28 protein-coding genes and 1 pseudogene are annotated in these 24,950 nt (G+C 73.2%); 20 read left to right on the top strand and 9 right to left on the bottom strand.

Annotated elements, in window-relative coordinates; all coding sequences use genetic code 11:
• The first annotated feature begins 35 nt into the window (after positions 1-35).
• The 8 genes from ACPU2J_RS15795 (at position 36) to ACPU2J_RS15760 (ending at position 5,868) form a co-directional block, all read left to right on the top strand.
• The gene (locus ACPU2J_RS15795) at positions 36-326 is read left to right on the top strand and encodes a DUF1416 domain-containing protein (RefSeq protein WP_030030422.1); all 291 of its coding nucleotides are present in this window, start codon (positions 36-38) and stop codon (positions 324-326) included.
• Between the two features lie 118 nt (positions 327-444).
• Positions 445-708, top strand: a complete 264-nt coding sequence (locus tag ACPU2J_RS15790) for a DUF3099 domain-containing protein (protein ID WP_361596969.1) — start codon at positions 445-447, stop codon at positions 706-708.
• A gap of 218 nt (positions 709-926) precedes the next feature.
• Complete coding sequence (locus ACPU2J_RS15785) at positions 927-1,622, top strand: hypothetical protein (RefSeq protein ID WP_423833474.1); 696 nt, start codon at positions 927-929, stop codon at positions 1,620-1,622.
• Positions 1,619-2,455, top strand: a complete 837-nt coding sequence (locus tag ACPU2J_RS15780; RefSeq protein ID WP_423833473.1) for a hypothetical protein — start codon at positions 1,619-1,621, stop codon at positions 2,453-2,455. Before ACPU2J_RS15785 ends, ACPU2J_RS15780 begins: the two co-directional genes overlap by 4 nt.
• Positions 2,452-3,465 carry a hypothetical protein gene (locus ACPU2J_RS15775; RefSeq protein WP_423833472.1) on the top strand — a complete coding sequence of 338 codons (1,014 nt, stop codon included), beginning with the start codon at positions 2,452-2,454 and terminating at the stop codon, positions 3,463-3,465. Before ACPU2J_RS15780 ends, ACPU2J_RS15775 begins: the two co-directional genes overlap by 4 nt.
• Before the next feature lie 269 nt (positions 3,466-3,734).
• Complete coding sequence (locus tag ACPU2J_RS15770; RefSeq protein WP_030659031.1) at positions 3,735-4,307, top strand: FABP family protein; 573 nt, start codon at positions 3,735-3,737, stop codon at positions 4,305-4,307.
• Positions 4,308-4,467: 160 nt separating this feature from the next.
• On the top strand, positions 4,468-4,878 hold the full coding sequence (locus ACPU2J_RS15765; protein WP_361597075.1) for a Fur family transcriptional regulator: 411 nt from the start codon (positions 4,468-4,470) through the stop codon (positions 4,876-4,878).
• A 21-nt stretch (positions 4,879-4,899) separates the two neighbouring features.
• Positions 4,900-5,868, top strand: a complete 969-nt coding sequence (locus ACPU2J_RS15760; RefSeq protein WP_365497872.1) for a YgfZ/GcvT domain-containing protein — start codon at positions 4,900-4,902, stop codon at positions 5,866-5,868.
• Between the two features lie 11 nt (positions 5,869-5,879).
• Here ACPU2J_RS15760 and dtd read toward each other — a convergent pair whose 3' ends face one another.
• Positions 5,880-6,305 (bottom strand): D-aminoacyl-tRNA deacylase, encoded by a 426-nt coding sequence (gene dtd, locus ACPU2J_RS15755; protein WP_399823260.1) that lies wholly within the window; start codon positions 6,303-6,305, stop codon positions 5,880-5,882.
• 135 nt (positions 6,306-6,440) lie between these two features.
• Here dtd and ACPU2J_RS15750 point away from each other — a divergent pair, with 135 nt between their 5' ends.
• The 3 genes from ACPU2J_RS15750 (at position 6,441) to ACPU2J_RS15740 (ending at position 9,160) form a co-directional block, all read left to right on the top strand.
• Positions 6,441-7,040, top strand: a complete 600-nt coding sequence (locus ACPU2J_RS15750; RefSeq protein WP_399823258.1) for an AmfC protein — start codon at positions 6,441-6,443, stop codon at positions 7,038-7,040.
• 61 nt (positions 7,041-7,101) lie between these two features.
• Positions 7,102-8,346 carry a GNAT family N-acetyltransferase gene (locus ACPU2J_RS15745; RefSeq protein ID WP_399823256.1) on the top strand — a complete coding sequence of 415 codons (1,245 nt, stop codon included), beginning with the start codon at positions 7,102-7,104 and terminating at the stop codon, positions 8,344-8,346.
• 49 nt (positions 8,347-8,395) lie between these two features.
• Complete coding sequence (locus ACPU2J_RS15740) at positions 8,396-9,160, top strand: putative protein N(5)-glutamine methyltransferase (RefSeq protein WP_423833471.1); 765 nt, start codon at positions 8,396-8,398, stop codon at positions 9,158-9,160.
• 85 nt (positions 9,161-9,245) lie between these two features.
• Here ACPU2J_RS15740 and ACPU2J_RS15735 read toward each other — a convergent pair whose 3' ends face one another.
• Entirely contained in the window at positions 9,246-9,827 is a 582-nt protein-coding gene (locus ACPU2J_RS15735; RefSeq protein ID WP_420080381.1) for a dihydrofolate reductase family protein, read from the bottom strand.
• Positions 9,828-9,936: 109 nt separating this feature from the next.
• On the opposite strand from ACPU2J_RS15735, the gene ACPU2J_RS15730 reads away from it, so the two are divergent.
• From ACPU2J_RS15730 to ACPU2J_RS15720, 3 genes are all read left to right on the top strand, one after another.
• Positions 9,937-10,320, top strand: coding sequence for a helix-turn-helix domain-containing protein (locus tag ACPU2J_RS15730; RefSeq protein ID WP_361596996.1), 384 nt, complete (start codon positions 9,937-9,939; stop codon positions 10,318-10,320).
• Between the two features lie 24 nt (positions 10,321-10,344).
• Complete coding sequence (locus tag ACPU2J_RS15725) at positions 10,345-10,875, top strand: hypothetical protein (RefSeq protein ID WP_361596999.1); 531 nt, start codon at positions 10,345-10,347, stop codon at positions 10,873-10,875.
• Positions 10,876-11,012: 137 nt separating this feature from the next.
• Positions 11,013-11,351: a DUF2516 family protein gene (locus ACPU2J_RS15720; protein WP_361597002.1), complete on the top strand. Its 339-nt coding sequence runs from the start codon at positions 11,013-11,015 to the stop codon at positions 11,349-11,351.
• Positions 11,352-11,412: 61 nt separating this feature from the next.
• Here the strand turns inward: ACPU2J_RS15720 and ACPU2J_RS15715 are convergent, their stop codons facing one another.
• From ACPU2J_RS15715 to ACPU2J_RS15705, 3 genes are all read right to left on the bottom strand, one after another.
• The gene (locus ACPU2J_RS15715) at positions 11,413-12,894 is read right to left on the bottom strand and encodes a PP2C family protein-serine/threonine phosphatase (RefSeq protein ID WP_420080383.1); all 1,482 of its coding nucleotides are present in this window, start codon (positions 12,892-12,894) and stop codon (positions 11,413-11,415) included.
• 149 nt (positions 12,895-13,043) lie between these two features.
• Positions 13,044-14,144: a C40 family peptidase gene (locus ACPU2J_RS15710; RefSeq protein ID WP_365081547.1), complete on the bottom strand. Its 1,101-nt coding sequence runs from the start codon at positions 14,142-14,144 to the stop codon at positions 13,044-13,046.
• Positions 14,145-14,352: 208 nt separating this feature from the next.
• Positions 14,353-15,174, bottom strand: a complete 822-nt coding sequence (locus tag ACPU2J_RS15705) for a class I SAM-dependent methyltransferase (RefSeq protein ID WP_361597011.1) — start codon at positions 15,172-15,174, stop codon at positions 14,353-14,355.
• A gap of 247 nt (positions 15,175-15,421) precedes the next feature.
• On the opposite strand from ACPU2J_RS15705, the gene mshA reads away from it, so the two are divergent.
• The 3 genes and pseudogenes from mshA to ACPU2J_RS15690 all read left to right on the top strand — a co-directional run bounded on the left by mshA (position 15,422) and on the right by ACPU2J_RS15690 (position 18,376).
• On the top strand, positions 15,422-16,801 hold the full coding sequence (mshA, locus tag ACPU2J_RS15700; RefSeq protein ID WP_423833470.1) for a D-inositol-3-phosphate glycosyltransferase: 1,380 nt from the start codon (positions 15,422-15,424) through the stop codon (positions 16,799-16,801).
• Positions 16,794-17,276: pseudogene (locus ACPU2J_RS15695) on the top strand (YbjN domain-containing protein); the annotation flags it as partial. The gene mshA and the pseudogene ACPU2J_RS15695, both read left to right, overlap by 8 nt.
• A gap of 203 nt (positions 17,277-17,479) precedes the next feature.
• Entirely contained in the window at positions 17,480-18,376 is an 897-nt protein-coding gene (locus ACPU2J_RS15690) for a DUF4396 domain-containing protein (protein ID WP_420080385.1), read from the top strand.
• A gap of 37 nt (positions 18,377-18,413) precedes the next feature.
• On the opposite strand, the gene ACPU2J_RS15685 is transcribed toward ACPU2J_RS15690, so the two are convergent.
• Positions 18,414-19,772 (bottom strand): MDR family MFS transporter, encoded by a 1,359-nt coding sequence (locus tag ACPU2J_RS15685; RefSeq protein ID WP_423833469.1) that lies wholly within the window; start codon positions 19,770-19,772, stop codon positions 18,414-18,416.
• 153 nt (positions 19,773-19,925) lie between these two features.
• Between ACPU2J_RS15685 and ACPU2J_RS15680 the strand changes: the two genes are divergently transcribed.
• Entirely contained in the window at positions 19,926-20,684 is a 759-nt protein-coding gene (locus ACPU2J_RS15680) for a phosphoglyceromutase (RefSeq protein ID WP_399823241.1), read from the top strand.
• A 246-nt stretch (positions 20,685-20,930) separates the two neighbouring features.
• Here the strand turns inward: ACPU2J_RS15680 and ACPU2J_RS15675 are convergent, their stop codons facing one another.
• The 3 genes from ACPU2J_RS15675 to phoU form a co-directional block, all read right to left on the bottom strand.
• Positions 20,931-21,596, bottom strand: a complete 666-nt coding sequence (locus ACPU2J_RS15675; protein ID WP_420080387.1) for a hypothetical protein — start codon at positions 21,594-21,596, stop codon at positions 20,931-20,933.
• Positions 21,597-21,702: 106 nt separating this feature from the next.
• Complete coding sequence (locus ACPU2J_RS15670; RefSeq protein WP_167350612.1) at positions 21,703-21,852, bottom strand: hypothetical protein; 150 nt, start codon at positions 21,850-21,852, stop codon at positions 21,703-21,705.
• 176 nt (positions 21,853-22,028) lie between these two features.
• Positions 22,029-22,706, bottom strand: coding sequence for a phosphate signaling complex protein PhoU (gene phoU, locus ACPU2J_RS15665; RefSeq protein WP_360871146.1), 678 nt, complete (start codon positions 22,704-22,706; stop codon positions 22,029-22,031).
• A gap of 226 nt (positions 22,707-22,932) precedes the next feature.
• Between phoU and ACPU2J_RS15660 the strand changes: the two genes are divergently transcribed.
• Positions 22,933-24,141 carry a sensor histidine kinase gene (locus ACPU2J_RS15660; RefSeq protein WP_361597029.1) on the top strand — a complete coding sequence of 403 codons (1,209 nt, stop codon included), beginning with the start codon at positions 22,933-22,935 and terminating at the stop codon, positions 24,139-24,141.
• Positions 24,142-24,182: 41 nt separating this feature from the next.
• Positions 24,183-24,863 carry a response regulator transcription factor gene (locus tag ACPU2J_RS15655; RefSeq protein ID WP_015035162.1) on the top strand — a complete coding sequence of 227 codons (681 nt, stop codon included), beginning with the start codon at positions 24,183-24,185 and terminating at the stop codon, positions 24,861-24,863.
• Positions 24,864-24,950 lie beyond the last annotated feature (87 nt).

Genomic DNA, 24,950 nt, shown 5'->3' with positions numbered 1-24,950 from the left:
CTCGTAGTACGACCTCTCTAGGACAGGACAAAGACATGTGTGGAGCACAGATCGGCGGGCCCGACCTCGCGACGCTCAAGCCCGGTGAGACCGCGATCCAGGGCCAGGTGACCAAGGACGGCGAGCCCGTCAGCGGCTACGTGCGGCTGCTGGACTCGACCGGCGAGTTCACCGCCGAGGTCCCGACCTCGGCCACCGGCCAGTTCCGCTTCTACGCCGCCACCGGGTCCTGGACGCTGCGCGCGCTCGTCCCGGGCGCCCAGGCGGACCGTGCCGTCGTCGTCGCCGAGGCCGGCGGCGTGACGGACGTGGCGATCGCGGTCTGAGCACCGCACATGTGATCGCCTGATCGACCGGCCGAAGGGCCGCACCCCCGGGGGTTGGACGCCACTGGAACGGGGTGCGGCCCTTCGCGCCGTCCGCGCGCGGATCTACGCTTGAGGCATGTACGCCCGGCGCCGGCGCGCCTACTTCCTGATGATGGGCGGATGCCTGTTCCTCTTCGTCTCCGCCTGGGCCTTCGTGCGCCTGTGGTCGGTGGAGGCCGCCGTGGCCATGTGCGTGGTCGCCATGGTCATCCCGCCCGTCGCGGCGATGGTCGCGAACCGGCGCGGACCGGAGGACCGCTGGTGGGACGACCCTTCGGGTGATCCGAAGTCCGACGAATGGTGGGACGAACTGGACGGAAAGCGGCGCCACGAGGACTGACCGCCCCGCGAGACGAGAACGTGATCTCGTTCCGTACAACTGCTCCCCTCTGCTGCGGGTCATCGGGTACGCGCGGGTAACCAGCCCGCGCTTCCGCTTTGTGGGGGATCCTTTTGGAACACGAACAGACCGTCCCTGAGCAGCAGAAAGAGGGGGAGAGCGCACCGGAACCGATCACTTCGGACACGGCGGCACCGCGTCGCCGCGGCCGTCGCACCGTGCTCCTGATCGCGGGCGCCGCCGTGCTCGGTGTCCTCGCCGGCACGGTCACCGGCTACGCGGTGCAGTACCACCGCGAGCCCACCCCGCTGCCGCCGCTGGCCCAGCAGAAGATGGACGGGCCGAAGCCGGCCGCCGTGAACGACACGACGAGCCGCCGCTCGATCAACGCCAACCGCTGGCACAAGGCGGACGAGGACCTGTCCAAGAAGCTGGTGGAGGTCCCCGGCGGCGTGCGGGACAGCTTCTCGGGGCCCGTCTCCGTGGACGTCTTCGCGGCGCAGTGGTACCGCGAGCCCGCCGAGGCGGTCGGGGAGGTCATCCGGTCCGGCATCAAGAACGTCGCCACCGCGACCTGGGCCGAGAACGACCGGAACTTCATCGAGATCAACCTGCTCCAGTTCCGCGACCGCAGCGGGGCCGAGGACTTCCAGGCGGGCATCGAGGGGTACATGCCCGAGAAGGACTACGCCGGCAACACGGGCAAGGAGCTCCCCGGTGTGCCGGCGGACTTCGGGCACCTGTGGATCGACTCCAAGGCGCACCGGCAGCCGGGCTACGAGCCGGTGCGGCAGGGCCACGCGCTGGTCCGCCGCGGCGACACCGTGATGACCGTGCAGTGGACGAACAACCGCGGCGACGTGGACGAGAAGGCCCTCGTCGAGCTCGCGAAGCGACAGATGGAGCGGCTGTGAGCGAGCAGCAGAACGTGACCGAGGCCGCGCCGGCCGTCGCGCCGGACGCCACCGGGGCGCAGACCCCGCAGCAGGACGCCCCCGCCCGCGCCGCGGGCGGCAGGAAGCTCAAGGTGGTGTCGGCGGCCGTCGGCGCCGTCGTCCTCGTGGGCGCCGCGGCCGGAGCCGTGGCCCTGCTCGCGGGTGCCGAGCGGACCGCGCCGACCCGGTACTGGGTCGCCGAGGACCACACCACCAAGGGCTCGCCGTCCCCGGCGCCGTCCGTTCCCCCGAACGAGCTGACCGGCAAGCTGATGCCGCTGCCCGCGAACTACTGGCCCGGCCCCGACATCGACGCGGAGGGGAACGACTTCTTCGTCCCGCGGGACAAGGCGCTGCAGAGCTTCAAGGAGGCCCGCACGGGCCTGTCCGCCTCCCAGCGCGCCGAGCGGGACAAGATGTTCGCCGACCTGAAGCTCAAGGGCATCGCCGGGCGCAGCTACGCCCGCGGCGAGGGCCGGGGCGCCTCGGTCGCCGAGATCACGCTGCTCCAGGCCGATCCGCAGCAGCTCGCCAAGTTCGGCGAGTTCGCGAAGAAGTTCATGGAGTTCACCACGGCCGGCCGCAAGGCGCCCGCGGTGGAGGGATACCCGCAGGCCAAGTGCGGGGTCGACGCGATCAGCGGCGGTGAGGACGGGAAGCAGAAGATCGAGGCGCTCGACTGCGTGGCCGTCGAAGGCGACGTCCTCGTGAACTTCCGCATGTACGGGAGCAAGGGCTTCGAGGTGAAGGACGCCGCGAGCCTCTTCAAGCAGCAACTCGACCACCTCAAGTCCCCCGGGGAGTCCGCGTGAGCAGCGAGCCGACCACCACCGCCCCCGAGGCGGGGCCCGCCGCGGCGCCCGAGCCCGCACCGGCCACCGAGCCCGCGGCTGCACCGGCACCGGCACCGCAGCCCGCCCCGGCCGCCGAGCCCGTCCCCGCGGCGGAGCCCGTTCCCTCCGTGGAGTCCGCCCCCGCGGCGGATGCCGCCGAACCCGCCGCCGTGACGGCCCCGCCCGTCGCGCCGAAGGACCGGCGGGTGCTGCGGGCCGCCCTGCGCTGGACCGCGGCCGTCGCCGTCTTCGCCGCCGTCGGCGCGGGGGTCGCGTACGGGATCACCGCGGCCGACCGCACCGACGTCCCCGGCCTGGCCACCGAGGGCGACGGCCGCTGGACGTTCCCGCAGCTGTCCTCGCCCGCCCTGCCCCCGGGAGCCCCCGTCGCCCAGGGGCCGGACAACAAGGACGGCACGCACTACGCGCCGCTCACCGGACTGCTCCTGCCCGCCCCCGAGGGCTCCACGGCGGACGCCGCCGTCAAGGCGGACAAGGAGGGCCTGGTCCCGGTCGACTCCTTCCTGGAGGAGTACGCGCCCGAGGCCCGCGAGAAGCTGAAGGAGTCCCTCGAATGGGACGGGCTGCGGCAGATCGCCGGCCGCGGCTGGACCACGTCCGACGGCACCCGCACCCACGTGTACCTGCTGCGCTTCCACTCGTCGGGCTTCGTCGACGCCTTCAAGGGCTGCGACACCAACGCCCAGCTGAACGGCGTCTCGGCCCTGTACCTGGACGACGTCTGGAGCAAGGCCAAGAACACGCAGATGAACAGCACCGCGCTGGACTTCCCGGGGGCCGCCCACTTCGACGGGACCGACCTCAGCGTGTACCACGAGATGAAGCCCCTCACCGGCGCGGAGCAGACCAAGGTCGGCTGCCTCCGCACGGGTGACGTCCTCGGCATGGTCGTCCAGACCCGCAAGGGGGACGTGCCGTCCGTCCCCTTCCACCAGACGGTGATCCTGCAGAGCCAGCTGCTCGGCTGACCCCCGCGGGCGGACCGTACGGCCCACCTCGCAGCGTGTGCCGGTCCCCGGGCCAGTAGGCTTGGGGACCGGCCCCGTACAGCCCCGAAACGATTCCGAGGAGCACCCCGTGCTTGAGGCAGTCTTCACCTCCCTGCTGGTCCTGGTCTGCGTCGGCGTCATGGCCTTCACCGGCCTGGCCGTCAAGAAGCTGTACCAGGGTCAGCGCTGAGCTCCGGCCCAGCTGACCGCCCCGGAACCCTTCCCACAGATCGCCTGAGCAGCCACCCATGATCCAGATCCCGTCCGACCTGAACCCGGGCCTCGTCCCCCTCGCCTTCCTCCTCGGCAACTGGGAGGGCGCGGGCGTCTTCGACTTCCCGGGCGAGGAGAAGTGCAACTTCGGCCAGGAGGTCGTCTTCAGCCACGACGGCCGGGACTTCCTGGAGTACACCTCCCACACCTGGGTCCTCGACGCCGAGGGCAACAAGGTGCGGCCGCTGGAGTCCGAGTCCGGCTACTGGCGCATCGACAAGGACCGCAAGGTCGAGATCGTCATGGTCCGCGACCAGGGCGTCGTCGAGGTCTGGTACGGCGAGCTCGCCGACCAGAAGCCCCAGATCGACCTGGTGACCGACGCCGTCGCCCGCACCGCGGCCTCCGGCCCGTACAGCGGCGGCAAGCGGCTCTACGGCTACGTGAAGAGCGACCTCATGTGGGTCGGCGAGAAGGCCACCCCGGACGTGGAGCTGCGCCCGTACATGTCGGCCCAGCTGAAGAAGGTCGTCACGCCCGAGGAGGTCGCCGAGATGGCGCGCAACCTCCCCGACATGCCGGACGACGGCATCGCCTTCTTCCGCTGACCGGCGCGTCCACGGACCGTCCACGAAGGGGACCGCGGCTCGTCCGCGGTCCCCTTCGCGCGCTTACACTGGCCGGGTGGTGAGCACCGAGAGCACCGATGACACGGGGAACGCCGCCGGATCGGACAGCGGCGCCGGGGGCGGCGACTGGAAGACCGACCTGCGGCGGCGCGGCTACCGGCTGACCCCGCAGCGCCAGCTCGTGCTGGAGGCCGTCGACGCGCTGGAGCACGCCAGCCCGGACGAGATCCTCGCCGAGGTCCGCAGGACCGCCTCCGGTGTGAACATCTCCACCGTCTACCGGACGCTGGAGCTCCTGGAGGAGCTCGGCCTCGTCTCGCACGCCCACCTCGGGCACGGTGCGCCGACCTACCACCTCGCCGACCGGCACCACCACATCCACCTGGTGTGCCGCGACTGCGCCGACGTGATCGAGGCGGACGTGGACATCGCGGCCGAGTTCACCGCGAAGCTCCGCACCACCTTCGGGTTCGAGACCGACATGAAGCACTTCGCGATCTTCGGGCTGTGCAGGAAGTGCGCGGCGAAGGAGCGTGCCGCGTCCGCGTAGGGGGGTCGTAGGCTTGGTCGCATGACCAGCAGCCCCTTGCTCCATCTCCCCGGCGCCGTGCAGGCCGAAGGCCGCGACGAGGGCGTCGCCGCCCACTACGGCGAGCTGTACGGCGAACAGCGCGCGCTCGCGGACGGACGTGGTTTTGTCGACCTCTCCCACCGGGGGGTCGTCACCGTCACCGGCCCGGAGCGGCTGAGCTGGCTGCACCTGCTGATCACCCAGCACGTCACCGGGCTGCCGGCCGGGCAGGCCACCGAGGCGCTGATCCTCTCCGCCAACGGCCATATCGAGCACGCGCTCTACCTCGTCGACGACGGTGAGACCACGTGGGTGCACGTGGAGCCGGGCACCCAGGGCGAGCTGATCGCCTACCTGGAGTCCATGAAGTTCTTCTACCGCGTCGAAGTCGCCGACCGCACCGAGGAGTTCGCGGTCGTGCACCTGCCGGCCGGGTCCATCGCCGAGGTCGCCGACCGGCACGTCGTGCGGGAGACCGCCCACGGCCGTGACGTCTTCCTGCCGCGCGACGGGCTGGAGGCCTTCGCCGCCGCGCACGGACCGGCCGCGGGCCTCCTCGCGTACGAGGCCCTGCGCGTCGAGGGGCACCGGCCGCGGCTGGGCCTGGAGACCGACCACCGCACCATCCCGCACGAGCTGGGGCTGATCGGTGTCGCGGTGCACCTGCAGAAGGGCTGCTACCGCGGGCAGGAGACGGTGGCCCGCGTCCACAACCTGGGCAAGCCCCCGCGCCGGCTGGTCTTCCTGCACCTGGACGGCTCCGAGGTGGTCCTCCCGGCGCACGGCGCCCCGGTCCGGCTCGCCGCCGACGGCGAGGAGGGCCGCCAGCTGGGCTTCGTCACCACCGCCGTACGCCACCACGAGCTGGGCCCGATCGCCCTCGCGCTGGTCAAGCGGAACGTCCCCGTGGACGCCCCGCTGCTGGTGGGCGGGACGGCCGCCGCCCAGGAGGTCGTCGTCGCCCCCTGACGGGCGCGGGCCTACACGTCGACGACGATGGTGAACGGGCCGTGGTTGGTGAGCGAGACGCGCATGTCCGCGCCGAACCGGCCCGTCGCCACCGTCGCGCCCAGCGCGCGCAGCTGCGCCACGACCTCGTCGACGAGCGGCTCGGCCACCGGACCGGGGGCCGCCGCGTTCCACGTGGGCCGCCGGCCCTTGCGCGCGTCGCCGTAGAGCGTGAACTGGGAGATCACCAGCAGCGGGGAGCCGTTGTCGCTGCAGGACTTCTCGCCCTCCAGGATCCGCACCGACCACAGCTTCCGGGCCAGCTGGGCCGCCTTCTCGGGCGTGTCGTCGTGGGTCACGCCCACCAGTACGCACAGCCCCTCGCCGACGATCTCGCCCACGGTCTCGCCGCCGACGACGACGCTCGCACCGTCCACCCTCTGCACCACAGCTCGCATACCACCTGTGTACCAGGCGTGCACCCGTCCGGGGCCGATCGGGTGCAGTGGGACTGCACCGGGGCCACGGAGAGTGGCACCATGCACGCAGGCGGTGCGGGCGCGCCGCACCGGTCGAGGGGACGGACCCGAACGATGAACACTTCTGGTACCTCCGTACCTGCATCACCCTCTTCCGTCGCGGCTGCCGCGGTACGACCGCCCGCGCAGCGCACGGCCGAGACGTCCGGGCCCCCGGCCTCCGGCACGGCGCCCGTCGCGGCCCCGAGCGCGGCGCTCGGGCTGCCCGAGCTGCGGGCGCTGCGCCGCGACGCCCAGCGCGACGAGGCCGATCTCAGCTACGTGCGCAGGCTGCTCCAGGGTCGCATCGACATCCTGCGGGCCGAGGTCGCCCGCCGGGCCGACCCGGAGGCGCCGGTGGTGGACCGGCTCTCGGTGATCCTGGCCGACGCGCCCTCCCGCCGCAGCGCCTCCGCCCGGCACGTCACGCTCGGCACCCCGCAGAGCGAGGAGTACCGGCTGCTGGCGGCGGAGATGCTCTCCGACGTCGAGCTGTCCGACCTGGAGGCCCGCACGGACGGCGAGCTGGACGACGCGATGGCCCGGCTGGTGCGCTACGAGCAGCAGGTCTCGCGCCGCCGCCAGCAGCTCCAGCGCACGGCCGACGAGTGCAGCGCCGAGATCACCCGGCGCTACCGGGACGGCGAGGCGCAGGTGGACGACCTGCTGGCGTAGCCGGGGCGGCCCCGGGAAATTGAGGCGACCCGCGTCGGCCGGGCGATTAGCGTGGCCGGTCATGAGTGCTGACGTCCGGCCGATCGCCGAATCCGAACTCCCCGACTGGCTGCGGGCCGTCCACACCGGCTTCCTCACCGCGACCCGGGTCACCGACTCCGATGTCGCCCAGCGGGCCACGTACAACGACCTCACCCGGATGCAGGGCGCCTTCGACACCGACACGGGCGCCTGCGTGGGTGCCTTCCGTTCCTTCGCGCAGCAGTTGACCGTGCCCGGCGGGGCCGCCGTCCCCGTCAGCGCGATCTCCAACGTGGGCGTGCTGCCCACCCACCGCCGGCAGGGCCTGCTGACCCGCATGATGCAGGCCGAGTTCGCCGCCGCCGGGGCCCGCGGCGACGCCCTCGCGACGCTGATTGCCGCCGAGTACCCGATCTACGGCCGGTACGGCTTCGGGCCCGCGACCTCGATCACGGAATGGGAGGTCGACGTACCGCGCACCGGGCTGGACCGGCGGCTGCCGGCGCCCGTGGACGGCGGGCGGATCGACCTGGTGGACCGGGCGGAGTTCCGGCGGATCGGTCCCGTGCTGCACGACCGGGTACGGGCGGGCAGGCCGGGGGCCGTGGACCGGGGGCTCCGCTGGTGGAACCTGGCGACCGGGGTGGAGGAGATGTCCCACCGGCCGTACAAGGAGAAGTTCCACGCCGTGTACCGGACGGCGGAGGGCGAGGTGGCCGGTGTGGCCGTCTACACCGCCGACGACCACTGGACCGACGCGAAGGTCCCCCGGAACACCGTGCAGGTGTGGGACCTGCTGGCGCTCACCCCGCAGGCGGAGCGGGCGCTGTGGCACTTCCTGTGCTCCATCGACTGGGTGCTGAAGGTCCGCACCGGCTACCGCGCGCCCGACGACCTGCTCCCGGACCTGCTGCCCGACCCGAGGTCGGCCGCCGTCGTCACCTCCGCCGACTTCCTGTGGGTGCGGGTGCTGGACGTCGAACGGGCCCTCGGCGCGCGGACGTACGAGACGCCCGGGGTGCTGGTCCTGGACGTCGTGGACGGGACGGGTCCGGCGGCCGGCCGCTACCGGCTGGACGCGGGCGCCGGCGTCTGCGTGCGGACGGACGAGCCGGCCGACCTGCGGCTGGACGTGTCGGAGCTCGGCTCCCTGTACCTCGGCGGCCGTTCCGCGGTGCGGCTGGCCGCGCTCGGCCGGGTGGTGCAGGAGCGGCCCGGGGCGGCGGCGCTGGCGGACGCGGTGTTCCGCACCGCCCGCGCGCCGTGGTGCCCGGACGTCTTCTGACCGGCGGGAGCGGCACACTGAACACCGGTACGGACAGGGGAATGAGCTCGTGAGGTCACTTGTGGAGGCGTTGCGCGCGGCCGGCTGCGTGTTCGCGGAGGAGGAGGCCCAGCTGCTCGGCGCCGCCGCCCGCGACGAGGCGCACCTGGCGGAGCTGCTGGCCCGCCGGGTGGGCGGGGAACCGCTGGAACACGTGGTGGGCTGGGCGGAGTTCTGCGGGCTGCGGATGGAGGTGGGCGCGGGGGCCTTCGTGCCGCGCCGGCGCACCGAGTTCCTGGTGCAGGAGGCGGTGGCGCTGGCCCGGCCCGGGGCGGTGGTGCTGGACCTGTGCTGCGGGGTCGGCGCGCTGGGCGCGGCGGTGGCGGCGCAGTCGCCGGGCGGTGTGGAGCTGCACGTCGCCGACATCGATCCGGCGGCGCTGGTGTACGCCCGCCGCAACGTGGCCCCGTACGGCGGCCGGGTGTGGGAGGGCGACCTGTACGCGGCGCTGCCCGCCGAGCTGCGGGGGCGGGTGGACGTCCTGGTCGTCAACGCGCCGTACGTGCCGACGGAGGAGATCGGCCTGATGCCGTCTGAGGCGCGCGACCATGAGCCGCTGGTCTCGCTCGACGGCGGGGCGGACGGGCTGGACGTCCACCGGCGGGTCGCGGCGGGCGCGCCGGCCTGGCTGGCGCCGGGCGGACGGCTGCTCATCGAGACCAGCGCCCGGCAGTCCCCGTCGACGGCCTCGGCGCTGACATCGGCGGGCCTGGCGGTCCGGGCGGTCACCTCGGAGGAGCTGTACGCGACGGTGGTCGTCGGCACGGCCGCGTGAGCCGGCCGCGGGGGTGACCGCGCAGAGGTGAGAGGGGCCCGCCGGTCGCCGCGGCGGGCCCCTCTCGCGTCCCTGCCGCGAGCGGTCAGCGGCGCACCCGGTAGCTCAGGTGGAGTACCCGGTCGCCCTGGACCACCACGTCGGGGTCCTCCAGCAGGTGCTGGGCGCGGACCGACCCGAAGAAGCGCTTGCCGGAGCCGAGCACGACGGGTGCGACGTCCATGCGCACCTCGTCGACCAGGCCCGCGGCCAGCACCTGGCCGCCGACGTCGCCGGCGGCCACCTCGACGACGCGGTCGCCCGCGAGCTTCTGGGCCCGGGCCACGGCCGCCTCGACCCCGGTGACGAAGTGGAAGGGCGCGCCCTTGTCCCAGCCCTCGGGCGCGGGCCGGTGGGACACGACGACCACGTGGTCGATCCCGCTCGGAGGCGTCCCGTCCCAGCCGTCCGTCAGGTCGAAGACGTGGCGGCCGGCGATCGTGACCCCGATCCGGTCCCAGTAGGGGCGGGTGTGGTCGTAGGAGGCCTGCGAGACCTTCAGCAGGCCGCTGTCGTCCAGCGGGACGTCGCCGCCGGTCAGCCAGTCGAACAGGGGTCCGGGTCGGTCGGCCTCGTCCGCGATGAAGCCGTCCACCGACACCGTGCCGTACATGACCACCTTGCCCACGGGGCTCTCCTCTGCTCGGGGGCCCCAACGTAGCGTCTCGCGACCGGGGGTGGGAGCTGCTGCAAGCGTCTGCTTGCAAAAGTTAGCAGGGTCGGGCAGGATACCCGGCATGGCATCGCTCAACGTCGGAAACCTCGGCGAGTACCTCCGCGAACAGCGGCGGCAGGCGCAGCTCTCGCTGCGGCAGCTCGCCGATGCGGCGGGAGTGTCGAATCCGTACCTGAGCCAGATCGAGCGCGGGCTGCGCAAGCCGAGCGCGGAAATCCTCCAGCAGCTGGCCAAGGCGCTGCGGATCTCCGCGGAGACGCTGTACGTGCAGGCCGGGATCCTGGACGAGCGGGACCGCGACGAGGTGGAGACGCGCGCCGTCATCCTCGCCGACCCGTCCATCAACGAGCGGCAGAAGCAGGTGCTGCTCCAGATCTACGAGTCGTTCCGCAAGGAGAACGCGCTCGACGCGCCCGCCGACGAGATGCCTCCGAAGACGAACTGATGTCGATCCGGGAGGACCCAGCCCATGGCCATCGCCGATGACCTGAAGAAGACCCTCACCGACCCCACCCCCCTCTACTTCGCCGCCGGCACCGCCGATCTCGCCGTCCAGCAGGCCCGGAAGGTCCCGGAGCTGATCGAGCAGCTGCGGGCGGAGGCCCCCGCGCGCATCGAGGCCGTGAAGAACACGGACCCGAAGGCCGTGCAGGACGCCGTCACCGCCAAGGTCGCCGAGGTGTTCGGCGCGATCGACCCGAAGAAGATCGGTGAGACCGCCCAGGACCTGGCGCTGCGCGGGGTGGGTGTGGCCGCCGAGTACGCGGTCCGGGCCAAGGAGACCTACGACAAGGTCGCCGTGCACGGCGAGCAGGCCGTGCGCGCCTGGCGGGGCGAGGTCTCCGAGGAGATCGTCGACATCGCCGTGGTCGTCGAGCCGGAGCCCGAGCCCGAGGTGAAGGCCGAGGCCGCCGCGGAGCAGCCGCCGGCCCCCCGCAAGACGAGCGCGCGCAAGACCGCGGCCAAGAAGGCCGCCGTCACCGCGGACGACGCGGGCTGAGCCGCACGGCATGACGTGCGTCGGGCCGGGCACCCTTCAGGTGCCCGGCCCGTTGCGGTTCACGAGGGCGCGTGTGCCGGTAGCGTGGAGGTGGCATCGGAAGTGCGGAACGCAAGCGTGAGAAGGCGGTCGAAGCGATGTTGATGGACGGGTTCGATCGAGGGGTGATCCCGATGCTCGGGCTCGCCATGCTGGCGCTCGCGGTGGTCGCCTTCGTCTTCGCGCTGCTCGCGCGGGAGGACGCCTACCGTGCGGCCGACAAGCAGAGCAAGACCTTCTGGCTGGTCATCCTGGGCATCACGGTGCTCGTGGACTTCTTCCTCGGGATGCTGTTCCTGCAGATCGCGGGCCTGGTCGCGACCATCGTGTTCTTCGTCGACGTGCGCCCGGCGCTCAAGCAGGTGTCGGGCGGCGGCCGGCGCCGCGGCGGCAGCAGCAGCGACGGACCCTACGGCCCGTACAACGGCGGGCGCTAGGTCCTGCCTCTTCACGGGGTCGGCCGGCCGCGCGGACGCGCGGGACCGGCCGATCGGCGTGTCAGCCCTCCGCGCGGGAGAGCAGGACCACGGCGACGTCGTCGGTGAGCTCGCCGCCGTTGAGCCGGCGGGCCTCGGTGACGGAGGCCTCCAGGAGCTCCTCGCCGCTCAGCCCGCGGTCCAGGTGCCGGTTGATCATCTCGACCATGCCGTCCTGGCCCAGCCGTTCGCGGCCCTCGCCGATCCGGCCCTCGATCAGGCCGTCGGTGTAGAGCATCAGGCTCCAGGTGCCGCCGAGCTCCACCTGCCGACGCGGCCACCGGGCCCGCGGCAGCAGCCCGAGGGCCGGCCCGCTGTTCTCGTACGGCAGGAGCTGCGCGCGGCGGCCGGGCCGGGAGATCAGCGGGGCCGGGTGGCCGGCGAGGCAGAGGCCGGCGCGGCGGCCGTCCGGGGCGATGTCGACCGTGCAGAGCGTCGCGAAGATCTCCTCGCAGGGGCGCTCCACCTCCAGGACCTCCTGGAGTGTGGCCAGCAGGTCGTCGCCGCACAGGCCGGCCAGGGTGAGGGCGCGCCAGGCGATGCGCAGCTCGACGCCGAGGGCGGCCTCGTCGGGCCCGTGGCCGCAGACGTCGCCGATCATCGCGTGGACGGTGCCGTCGGGGGTGCGGACGGCGTCGTAGAAGTCGCCGCCGAGGAGGGCCCGGCTGCGGCCGGGGCGGTAGCGGGCGGCGAAGCGGAGGTCGGAGCCCTCCAGGAGGGGGGTGGGGAGCAGACCGCGCTCCAGGCGGGCGTTCTCCTGGGCCCGCAGTTTCGATTCTGCAAGCTTGTACTGGGCTATGTCGGCCCGCTTTCTCTCCACGGCGTAGCGGATGGCCCGGCTCAGCAGCCGGCCGTCCAGCTCGTCGCGGAAGAGGAAGTCCTGGGCGCCGACCCGGACGGCCTCGGCGGCGCGCTCCACGTCGTCCTCCCCGGTCAGGACGAGGACGGCGTGGCGCGGGGCGAGGCGGAGCACCTGGTGGAGGGCGGACAGCTGCTCCACGGCGGTGGCGGTGCCGGCGCCGGTGGTGCCGGTGCGCGGGCCGCTGCCCGGCAGGTCCAGGTCGAGGAGGATGCAGTGCACGTCGGGCGTGAGCAGGCGCTCGGCCTCGGTGAGGTTGCGGGCGGTGCGCAGCCGGATGCGGTGGCCGTCGGCGTCGAGGATCTCGGGAACGGTGAGCCCGCCGGCCGGGTCGTCCTCGATGACCAGGAGGGTCAGCGGGGTCGCGTGAGGGGTCGCGTGTGCGACGCCGGCACCCAGGGCCACGGGGGCCGGCGGTGCGACGGTGTGCAGAACGGCCTGACCGCTCTCCGTGGCCGGGGTCTCCCTCTGCCTCGGTACGGGTACGGGCATCGTCTCCGGTTCCTTCCCTCCCCCCGAGGGTGCGCTCGTCCGGCAGACCCTAGCGGTCCCGGCACGGCGAATGGAATGCCGTTCCGGTCCGGGGCCTCGGGCATATGCCGTTATCGCGGGGGAAAAGCGGCCTCGCTGGATGACAAAGGTCACGGCGGGGCCACGTGGGTCCCGGTGTGCGAGACGTCCGGGACGGCCGGATGGTTGCCCCGTCCCGGTCCGTGGACCGTCCCCGGGGCCCGTACGGGCTCAGCCGTACCGGCGGGGCCGGCGGGGCGTGTGCCGCGCCGGCCCGGTGAGGGTCAGGCGTCCGGGCGGACGACCGCCTTGATCGGCATCGAGCCCGCGCCCGCCATGGTCACGTCCCGGCCGGGCCGGGGGGCGTGCACCATCGCGCCGTCGCCCACGTACATCCCGACGTGGCTCGCGTCGTCGAAGTAGATGATCAGGTCGCCCGGGCGCATGTCCTTGACCGCGATCTTCGGCAGCAGCCGCAGCTGCTCCTGCGAGGTGCGCGGGATGCCGCGTCCCGCCGCGCGCCAGGCCTGGGAGGTGAGGCCGGAGCAGTCGAAGGAGTCGGGGCCCACGGCGCCCCACTTGTACGGCTTCCCTATCTGCGCCGTGGCGAACTGCACGGCCCGCTTGCCGGCGTCCGTCGCCTTGCCGTTGACGTCCTTCATCGCCCCCGAGGACAGCCAGGCCGTCTGCGCCCGGTACTGGGCCTCCTGCTCCAGCTGGATCAGCCGGGCCTTCTCCTCGGCCTCGAGCTTGCTCTCCAGCTCCTCGGCCGCCTTGATCTTCTCCTCGACCTGCTTCTTGGCCGCCTCCTGCTTGACCCGGTTCTCCTCCAGCGTCTTCCAGCGCTCGCCCGCCTCGTCGGCGTAGCGCTGCAAGTCGGTCTGGGTGCGGTCCAGTTCGGAGATCAGGTCCGAGGTGGCCTTCTCGCCCTGGCGCAGCCGGTCGGCGCCGTCGAGGAACTGGTTCGGGTCGTCGCTGAGGGCCAGTTGCGCGCCCGGCGGGAGGCCGCCCGAGCGGTACTGGGCGCGGGCGGCGGCGCCCGCGCGGTTCTTCAGGGTGGCGATCCGCTCCTTGCCGGCGACGATCAGGTTGGCGATCTCGACGATCTTGTCCGACTGGGCCTTGGTCTCGGCCTCGGCGAGGTTGTAGGCGTCGGTGGCGGCGCCGGCCTGCCGGTACAGCTCCTCGATGTCCTTGCGGACCTGCTCCAGCGATCTGCCGCCCGGTTCGGGCAGGGGAGCCGCGGGCGCGCCCGGAGCGGCCGGTGCCGCGGGGGCCGCCGGAGCCGCGTGCGCCGTGCCCGCGAGGGCGGACGTCGTGACCGTCGCCAATGCGCAGAGCAGCACGAGGGAGCTCGCGCCCCGCCGTCCCTTGACCGACCCCATGGTCCCCCCAGGCACCCGAGTCAGATCCCGTAACGGATCTGACTATTCATCAGTAACTTCTCGCCGCCAACGGGATGGTGCCACGAGACCGTGAAATCCGACACCCTTGTGGATGGCTTTCGGATCTTGTCCGCCCCAACGGCCCCCGTGCCCCGCCCCGCACGGACCAACGGTCCGCCCCCGTCTCCGGTTCCCCACCGCGCGGCTTTCACCCCAGGGGGCGCAACGCCTCCCAGCGCACGGTCAGTTCACCCTGCCGCCACCGGCCCGGCCCGTCCGCCAGCGGCCAGTCCGCGGACAGCGCCCGCGCCGTCCGGATCCAGCGCTGCCGCGCCCCGTACGAGGCGTACGGGGCCGCCGCCGCCCACGCCCGGTCGAAGTCGCGCAGGAACGCGTGCACCGGTTCGCCCGGCACGTTCCGGTGGATCAGCGCCTTCGGCAGCCGCTCCGCCAGGTCCGAGGGCCGCTCCAGCGAACCGAGCCGGGTCGCGAAGGTCACCGAGCGCGGCCCCTCCGGCCCGAGCGCCACCCACACGTGCCGCCGTCCGATCTCGTCGCAGGTCCCCTCGACCAGCAGCCCGTCCGGGGCCAGCCGTGCGCACAGCCGCTCCCACACCTGGGCGACCTGCTCCTCGTCGTACTGCCGCAGCACGTTCGCGGCGCGGATCAGGGCCGGCCGCTCCCCGCCGTCCAGCGGCACCTCGAACCCGCCGTGCCGGAAACTCAGCCCCTCCCGCTCGTACGGCTTCGCGCCCGCCACCCGGGCCGGCTCGATCTCGATGCCGACCACCCGCACCCGCGGCGCCGCCTCCCGCAGCCGGGCCAGCAGCTCCACCGCCGTCCAGGGCGCCGCGCCGTAGCCGAGGTCCACCGCCACCGGATCGCCCGCACGGCGCAGCGCGGCGCCGTGGGCCGCCGCGATCCAGCGGTCCATCCGGCGCAGCCGGTTCGGGTTCGTCGTGCCGCGCGTCACCGTGCCCACGGGGCGGCCGGGGGCGCGGCGGGGCGACGGGGTGGTGCGGGAGGCCATGAGCCGAGAGTAAGCGGAGGCCCCGCGCGGCGGGAAAATCCGGGCGCCGGCCCGGGCGAAGCCCCAAGAGAAGGCCAAGAAACCCGGGAACCGGCAGGAAAACGGGAGACCCCGGAATGCGGGGGACGGCCATCCGGGTTGCACTCCTTGCAGGGCGCCCTCCGCGCCCTCACCGTCATGCCGTCCATCCGTCCGTGCCGCCTGAGCGTTGCCCGCGCACCGTCCGAGCCGAGAGGAAACCGCTTCCTTGAGCCAGTACGTGTCCCGCCTCGGCGGCAGCCTCAGCGGGCGCCTCGCCGCCCGCGCCACCCGCCACGACCCTCCCCGGCTGCGCCTGCCCGGGGCCGGCCACCACCGCAGGCCGCGGCGCGTGGCCATGCTCAGCGTCCACACCTCCCCGCTGCACCAGCCCGGCACCGGCGACGCCGGCGGGATGAACGTCTACATCGTGGAGCTGGCCCGCCGGCTCGCCGCGATCAACATCGAGGTCGAGATCTTCACCCGGGCCACCACCGGCGGCCTCCCGCCCGTGGTGGAGCTCGCCCCCGGCGTCCTCGTACGGCACGTGGACGCGGGCCCGTACGAGGGCCTCGCCAAGGAGGAGCTCCCGGCGCAGCTGTGCGCCTTCACCCACGGGGTGATGCAGGCCTGGGCCGGGCACCGCCCCGGCTACTACGACCTCGTCCACTCCCACTACTGGCTTTCCGGCCACGTGGGCTGGCTCGCCGCCGAACGCTGGGGCGTGCCGCTCGTGCACGCCATGCACACCATGGCCAAGGTCAAGAACGCGGCGCTGGCCGAGGGCGACACCCCCGAGCCCGCCGCCCGCGTCATCGGCGAGACCCAGATCGTGTCCGCAGCCGACCGGCTCATCGCCAACACCGCCGAAGAGGCCGACGAGCTCGTGCGGTACTACGAGGCCGATCCGGCCAAGGTCGCCGTCGTCCACCCCGGCGTGAACCTCGACCGCTTCACCGTCGGCGACGGCCGCGCCGCCGCCCGCGCCCGCCTCGGCCTCCCGCAGGATGCGGTGATCCCGCTCTTCGCCGGGCGGATACAGCCGCTGAAGGCCCCCGACATCCTGCTGCGGGCCGTCGCCGTCCTCGTCGACCAGGACCCCTCGCTGCGCAGGCGGCTCTTCGTCCCCGTCGTCGGCGGCCCCAGCGGCAGCGGTCTCGCCAAGCCGGAGGGCCTGCAGAAGCTCGCCGCGAAGCTGGGCATCGCCGACCTCGTCCACTTCCATCCGCCCGTCGCGCAGGACGGCCTCGCGGACTGGTTCCGGGCGGCGTCCGTGCTGGTCATGCCCTCCTACAGCGAGTCCTTCGGGCTCGTCGCCATAGAGGCCCAGGCGGCCGGCACCCCGGTGCTCGCCGCCTCCGTCGGCGGGCTGCCCGTCGCCGTCGACGACGGGGTCACGGGGATCCTCGTACCGGGGCACGACCCGGCGGACTACGCGCGCGAACTGCGCCGCTTCGTCGACGACCCCGGGCTCGCGCAGCGGATGGGCGCCGCTGCGGCGCGGCACGCGCAGTTCTTCGGCTGGGACACGGCGGCGAGCGCCACGGCCGACGTGTACACGGCCGCCGTGCAGGAAAGGCGCCGTCGCGTACGCTCCTACCATGGCTGACACCGCAGCGATCATCGAGAGCGCGCTCGACGGCGCCGAGCTGAGCTGGGAGAGCCCCGAGGCGGGCGCCTACGTCGTCACGCTCCCCGGCACCCGCAAGCTGAGCACCACCTGCTCGATCCGGGTCGGCCGGCACTCGCTGTCGGTCAACGCCTTCGTGATCCGCCACCCCGACGAGAACGAGGCGGGCGTCCACCGCTGGCTGCTCGAGCGCAACCTCAAGCTGTACGGCATGGCGTACGCCGTGGACCGGCTCGGGGACGTCTACCTGACGGCCCGGCTGCCGCTGTCCGTCGTCACCCCCGAGGAGCTCGACCGGCTGCTCGGCACGGTGCTGGAGGCCGCCGACGGCTCCTTCAACACCCTGCTGGAGCTGGGCTTCGCGAGCGCCATCCGCCGCGAGTACGAGTGGCGGGTCTCCCGCGGCGAGCCGACCTTCAACCTGGACGCGTTCAAGCACCTGACGCGGCCCGGCGCTCCCTCCGGCGGCCGCGGTGAGCAGGCCGGGCAGGACGGGGAGAACGGGCAGGACGGGGAGACCGGGCAGGCCGGACAGGACGGGCAGGCCGGGGCGGCGTCCGGTCCCGGCGGTCCGATCGGCTGACGCGCCGCACCGAACGCCGCCGCACGGGCGTGTCGGCCCGCCTGCCACCGCCCGCGCGGGCGCACCGTGGCGGGATGAGCGGGACCGCGGCCGAAGCCGTCATGTACGCCTGGTTCGCCCTGGCCCTCCTGTCCACCGGCTACGTCGCCCGGGACGCCTTCACCCGCAACCCCGAACTCACGGTGATGAAGTGGGGCTGGGTGCTGGTGACCCTCTACATCGGCCCGGTCGGCGCCGCGCTCTACGTGCTGTCCTGCAAGGAGCCGCGGCCGGGCACCCACGAGCGGTTCGTGGCGCCGCTGTGGAAGCAGGCGCTCGGCTCGACCATCCACTGCGTGGCCGGCGACGCGACCGGCATCATGGTCGCGGCCGTCGCCGCCTCGCTGCTCGGCCTCCCGCCGTGGGCCGACGCGCTGCTGGAGTACGCGGTGGGCTTCGGCTTCGGGCTGTTGGTCTTCCAGGCCCTGTTCATGCGCGACATGCTCGGCGGGAGCTACGTACGGGCCGTCCGCTCGACGGTGTACGCGGAGTGGCTGTCGATGAACTGCGTGATGGGCGCGATGGTCGCCGTGAACGTCATCGTCCGCAGCCAGGTGCCGGGCGCCCGCGACGTGGGCGACGTCCGCTTCTGGGCGACGTTCTCGCTGGCGGTGCTGGCCGGGCTGGCCTTCGCGTACCCGGTCAACGTGTGGCTGGTCGCCAACCACCTCAAGCACGGGATGGGCACCGTACGGGCGCTGGGCGCGGGCGGCGAACCCCTGCCGGGGGCGGCCGGCCCGCACGGGGGCGCGGGCGCGGACATGCGGAGGGGTGCGGACAGGGGCATGGACATGGGGACGGGCGGGGGCGCGGGGGCGGCCGTGCCGGAGGCCGGGGTGACCGCGGAACAGAAGACCGCCATGGCGGTCCTGACGCTCCTCTTCCTCGCCGCGGGCGTCCTCCTGGCCGCGGTCTTCGGCCACCTCGCCTGAACCGCGGCCCGTCCGGCGCCCGTCCCGCCCCCGCCGGTCAGCCCGCGGCGAGCGGCTCGGCCCTCTCCGGGGCGGCCTTCTCCGGGGCGGTCTTCACCGGCTCGGTCTTCACCGGCTCGGCGCTCCCGGCAGCCGCCGGGCCGCCGGACGCGGCCGGCTCCGGAGCCCCTCCGGCCTGCGGCAGCCCCCGCATCAGCAGCCAGTAGCCGACCGCCGCCACCGTGCCCAGCACGCCCGTCGCCCCCCACAGCCAGACGGCCCCGAAGCGGTCGATCACGAAGCCCGCCATCAGCGGGGCCACCAGCGCCGCCACCGCCCACGACATCGAGTAGACGCCCTGGTAGCGGCCGCGCCCGTGCACCGGCGAGAGCCGGACGACCAGGCTCATCTGCGTCGGCGAGTTCACGATCTCCGCCAGCGTCCACACGCACACGGTCAGGGCCCACGCCCACAGCGGCCCGGCGAAGGCCGTCAGCGCGAAGCCGTACCCGGCCAGCAGCGCCGAGACCACCAGCAGCTTCTGCGGGTCCCGGTGCTCGATGAACCGGGTGACGGGGATCTGCAGCACCACGATCAGCAGCCCGTTCACGGCGATGACCAGCCCGTAGTCCCCGGGCGAGAAGCCGGCGGCGCCCATCGCGACCGGCAGCCCGACCGACCCCTGCGTGAAGATCAGCGAGATCAGGAACGACAGCCCGACCACACCCATGAACCGCCCGTCGCGCAGCACGGTCCCGAGCCCGGTCCGCTCCGCGTCCCCGCCGGATCCCGCGCCCCCCGCGGTGCCCGGCCCGTCCTGCTGCGGCCGGGACTCGGGCAGCTTGACGTACACCAGCACCGCGCAGGCCAGCGTCAGCGCGGCTTCGCCCAGGAAGCCGGCGAGGTAGCTGTACTCGGCGATCAGCCCGGCCGCGGCCGCGCTGACCGCGAAGCCGAGGTTGATGGCCCAGTAGTTCAGCGCGAAGGCCCGTACGCGGTCCTCGGGGCGCACGATGTCCGCCATCATCGCCGCGACCGCCGGGCGGGAGGCGTTGGAGGTCATGCCGACCAGCAGCGCGACCGCGGCGATCGCCGCCGGGTGCTCCATGAAGCCGAGCAGCGCCACCGAGAACGCCGTCGAGGCCTGCGCGGCGAGCAGGGTGGGGCGCCGGCCCAGCCGGTCGGTCATCACGCCCGCGACGAGGGAGGAGACCACGCCGCCGAGTCCGTGGAGGGCCACCACGAGCCCCGCGAACGAGGCGGAGTAGCCGCGGTCCAGGGTCAGGTAGAGGGTCATGAAGGTGGCGACGAAGGCCCCGAGCCGGTTGACCAGGGTGCTGGCCCAGAGCCACCAGAACGCCCGCGGCAGACCCGAGACGCTCTCCCGTGCGGCCCGTCTCAGACTGGCAGCGGACATACGGAATTCCCCCCGAAGCTGTAAGAGTCGTTCTGGCTTCCCGCACATTACGAGGAGGGGGGTCGTGCGCGCCACCGGATTGACGCCCGCCGTCAATCCGCGGGACCCGGCGCCGCGCGCGGGCGCGCCCGCGCGTCCATTAGGCTCGTACGCATGGCCGACGCACCGTACAAGCTGATCCTGCTCCGCCACGGCGAGAGCGAATGGAACGCCAAGAACCTGTTCACCGGCTGGGTGGACGTCAACCTCACCGAAAAGGGCGAGAAGGAAGCGGTCCGCGGCGGTGAGCTGCTGAAGGACGCCGGCCTGCTGCCCGACGTCCTGCACACCTCCCTGCAGAAGCGCGCCATCCGCACCGCGCAGCTCGCGCTGGAGTCCGCGGACCGCCACTGGATCCCGGTGCACCGCTCCTGGCGCCTGAACGAGCGCCACTACGGCGCGCTCCAGGGCAAGGACAAGGCGCAGACCCTGGCCGAGTTCGGCGAGGAGCAGTTCATGCTGTGGCGCCGCTCGTACGACACCCCGCCGCCGGTCCTCGCGGACGGCACGGAGTTCTCCCAGTCCGAGGACCCGCGCTACGCGTCGATCCCGAACGAGCTGCGTCCGCGTACCGAGTGCCTCAAGGACGTCGTCGAGCGCATGCTGCCGTACTGGTACGACGGCATCGTCCCGGACCTGCTCGCGGGCCGCACGGTCCTGGTGGCCGCGCACGGCAACTCCCTGCGCGGTCTGGTCAAGCACCTCGACAGCATCTCGGACGCCGACATCACGGGCCTGAACATCCCGACCGGCATCCCGCTCGTCTACGAACTGGACGCGGACTTCAAGCCCCTCAACCCGGGCGGCACCTACCTCGACCCCGCCGCCGCAGCGGCCGCCATCGAGGCCGTCAAGAACCAGGGCAAGAAGTAGCAGGAAGAGCGATCGCGCCCCCGGCCCGCACTCGGTGCGGGGCGGGGGCGTTCCTCTGCCCGGAGGCCCCTGGGCTTCTTGCCGACGGCAGGCAGCCCGCCCGGTCCTACAGGTGCCGGAGACAGCCTTTCCGGCCCGGCCTCCCCGGGACCGGCGGCCGACCGGCCTCCAGGAGCGGTCACAACCGTGGGGGCGACCCCGTCCGCCGGGTCCGGCGGACGGAAGTCGCCGTTTCGGGCGGGGCGGTCAGCGGGCCTGGACGCCGCGGATCGACGGGGTGGTCCCGTGCCGCTGGGGGACGTCCGCGGTGAGGTTCCAGTCCCGGTGACCCTCGACGTGGCAGTCGACCCACAGGCGGAAGTCCGCCTCGCGGTAGTCCTTCTCCCACTGCTCGAAGCCGCCGCCGAAGAGCCGGTGCGGCTGGGACGGGTCGAGGCGCAGGCGGTGTTCCTCGCCCGGGAGGAGCGAGAGCGGTTCGACCTCGCGGCCCGTCTCCCCGGCGCCGTTCGCCGGGTGTCCGAAGCGGTAGGGGCCCCAGATCGTCCGCCCGTGTTCCTCGGAGGTCAGGCCGCCGGCCGGCAGCGGGTCGTTGGTGTGGTCCCGGTCGTCGCGCACGCGCAGTTCCATCCGGTGCAGCCGGCCCAGGGCCGTCGGGCCCACGTAGCGGACCAGGAGCTCCACGTGCCCGCGTTCCTTGGTGAGCCGGAAGCTGATCTCGGGGGTCAGCTCGCGGTGCCAGCGGTCGCGTTCGATGCGTGCGACGGATTCGGCGGTCCGGTGGGCGAGTTCGGCCGTCCGGTTCGCGGTCTGGGAGTTGCGGTCCGCCGATCGGGCGGCCTTCATGGCGCTGTACGCCGCCCAGCCGCTGAAGGCGGCGGCGACGGCGGCGATGCCGCCTTCGACTATGTCCATGCGGGCATTCAACCCTTGACGTGGCCTCCTCCGGGGCCAGTTGGCGAAGCCCCCGCCGCGGAGTTCCACGGGCGGGGGGCTTCTCCTCGTACCGGGTGCGCGCGGGTCAGCCGCCGCACTGGCAGGGAGCGCCGGACTGGCAGCCGCAGCCGCAGCCGGAGCCGCACCCGCAGGCCGCGAGCAGCGGCAGCCGCAGTGGCTCCGGCTTCGGTGGCTGCTCCTGCTCCGGGGTGATGGGGACGGGGGAATCGGGCATGGTTCCTCCTCGGTGGGCGGCATACGGGACCTCGTACGTCGGACCGCCTCGCCCTCATTCATGCCCAGTGGCACCGGCGCGTCAACGGCGCACGGAAGCTCGACGCAGCTCGGCCGCGGGCGGCCGCCGCCGGTGCCGCCGCCGGTGCCGCCGCCGGTGCCGCGGCGCGCCCGCGGTCAGACGCCCTCGACCTGCGTCGGCTGCTGCAGGTCGTCCGCGTGCTCGCCCGTCACCAGGTAGACCACGCGCTTGGCGACCGACACCGCGTGGTCGGCGAAGCGCTCGTAGTAGCGGCCGAGCAGCGTCACGTCCACGGCGGTCTCGATGCCGTGCTTCCAGCGGTCGTCCATCAGGTGCTGGAAGAGGGTGCGGTGCAGCTGGTCCATCTCGTCGTCGTCCTGCTCCAGCTGCAGGGCGAGGTCCACGTCCTTGGTGATGATGACCTCGGCCGCCTTCGCCATCAGGCGCTGTGCCAGCTGCCCCATCTCCAGGATGGTGGCGTGCAGGTCCCGCGGCACGGCGCGGTCCGGGAAGCGCAGCCGGGCGAGCTTCGCCACGTGCTGGGCCAGGTCGCCGCTGCGCTCCAGGTCGGCGCTCATTCGCAGGGAGGTGACGACGATCCGCAGGTCCGTGGCGACCGGCTGCTGGCGGGCCAGCAGCGCGATGGCGCGGGCCTCCAGGTCGTGCTGGAGGTCGTCGATCTTCTGGTCGGCGGCGATGACGCTCTCGGCGAGCTTCAGGTCGGCGTCGAGCATGGACGTCGTGGCCCGCCCGATCGCGGAACCGACGAGTCGGGCCATCTCGACCAGGCCTTCTCCGATCGAGTCCAGTTCCTCGTGGTACGCGTCGCGCATGTCTCGTGTCCCTCTCTCGACCTCTACTACTACGTGGTGCAGTACTGCCCGGGGCGGGCCGGGGGCGGCCTTCGGCCCCACGGTGACACGGTCGGCCGCAAACGCGTCCGACTCCGGCACCACAAGTGAATCAACCCCGTCGCCAGGGTGAACTCTGGGCGACGACTGTTCGAGGTGCCACCCGAACGGCTGTGGAAGTGTCGTCGTGCCTGCTTAACCTGGATGCATGGACGTGAACGCGGCGGTCGCCGCAGCTGCAGCGATCGCCGGTCTGTGCACCGGCGTGATCGCCATGCTGGCGTTCCGCTGGAGCGAGCGCGACCAGGCCCGCCCCACCCGGAGCTCCATGCGCCCCGACATCAACGCGGTGCTCCCGCCCGGCGTGGACACCGTCCTGTCCGTGCTCCGCTCCTCCGCCGTCGTGCTCGACGAGGGCGACGCCGTCGTCAAGGCCTCGTCCGCCGCGTACGCCCTCGGGCTCGTACGGGGCGGCAAGCTCGCGGTGGAGCCCATGCTGCACATGGCCCGCGACACCCGCCGCGACGGGGAGATACGGCAGGTCGAGCTGGACCTGCCCCGGCGCGGCACCGGCCGCGGCGAGGCCCTCGCGGTCTCCGCGCGTGTCGCCCCGCTCGGCTCCCGCCTGGTGCTGCTCCTCGTCGAGGACCTCACCGAGGCCCGCCGCATCGAGGCCGTGCGCCGCGACTTCGTCGCCAACGTCTCCCACGAGCTGAAGACCCCGGTCGGGGCGATCTCCCTGCTGTCCGAGGCCGTCATGGACGCGGCCGACGACCCCGAGGCGGTCACCCGCTTCGCGGGCCGCATGCAGATCGAGTCGACCCGGCTGATCAACCTCGTGCAGGAGCTCATCGACCTCTCCCGGGTACAGAACGACGAGGCGCTGGAGGACGCCGAGCCCGTGCGCGTCGACACGCTGGTGGCGGAGGCCATCGACCGCTGCCGCCACACGGCCACCGCCAAACAGATCACCATGGCCGCCGGCGGCACCGCCGACCTGCGCGTCTGGGGTCACCGCGGGCAGCTCGCCGCCGCCCTCGGGAACCTCGTCGAGAACGCCGTCAACTACAGCCCCGCCCGCACCCGCGTCGGCATCGCCGCGCGCCGGGTGACGGCTCCCGGGGGGGACCTGATCGAGATCGCCGTGACCGACCAGGGCATCGGCATCCCGGAGAAGGACCGCGAGCGCGTCTTCGAGCGCTTCTACCGCGTGGACCCGGCCCGCTCCCGCGCCACGGGAGGCACCGGCCTCGGCCTTGCGATCGTGAAGCACGTGGCGGCCTCGCACGGCGGGGAGGTGTCGGTCTGGAGCTCGGAGGGCCAGGGCTCCACCTTCACCCTGCGGCTGCCCGAGGCCGCCGCACCGGCCGCCCCCGGTGCCACCGCGTCCTCCCGCCCCCACCCGACACCCGCCTGATCCAGAACCGCCCCAGCCATTCCTGCCCCGGAGGTCCTTCCGTGACCCGAGTGCTCGTCGTCGAGGATGAGGAATCCTTCAGCGACGCCCTGTCCTACATGCTCCGCAAGGAGGGCTTCGAGGTCGCCGTCGCCGCGACCGGGCCCGACGGGCTGGACGAGTTCGAGCGCAACGGCGCCGACCTCGTCCTCCTCGACCTGATGCTCCCCGGGCTGCCCGGCACGGAGGTCTGCCGGCAGCTGCGCGGGCGCTCCAACGTCCCCGTGATCATGGTGACGGCCAAGGACAGCGAGATCGACAAGGTCGTGGGGCTGGAGATAGGAGCGGACGACTACGTCACGAAGCCCTTCTCCTCGCGCGAGCTGGTCGCCCGCATCCGCGCGGTCCTGCGCCGCCGCGGGGAGCCGGAGGAGGTCACCCCGGCGGCCCTGGAGGCAGGGCCCGTACGGATGGACGTGGACCGGCACGTGGTCACCGTCGCCGGCGGGAAGGTCGACCTCCCGCTGAAGGAGTTCGACCTGCTGGAGATGCTGCTGCGCAACGCGGGCCGCGTGCTGACCCGCATGCAGCTGATCGACCGGGTGTGGGGCGCCGACTACGTCGGTGACACCAAGACCCTTGACGTCCACGTCAAGCGCCTGCGCGCCAAGATCGAGCCGGACCCGGGAGCCCCGCGCTACCTGGTGACGGTGCGCGGTCTCGGCTACAAGTTCGAGCCGTAGGCCGTGTAGGCACCGTGGGCCCGTCTGCCGCCCGCGGCGGCGGGCCGCCGGCCCGCCGCACCGCCCGCCGCAACGGGAAGGGCCCCG

The sequence above is a fragment of the Streptomyces manipurensis genome (assembly GCF_049570255.1).
Taxonomy (GTDB): domain Bacteria; phylum Actinomycetota; class Actinomycetes; order Streptomycetales; family Streptomycetaceae; genus Streptomyces; species Streptomyces manipurensis.
Note: the sequence above shows the minus strand (reverse complement) of the source record. Positions and strands in the feature narration are given on the sequence as shown.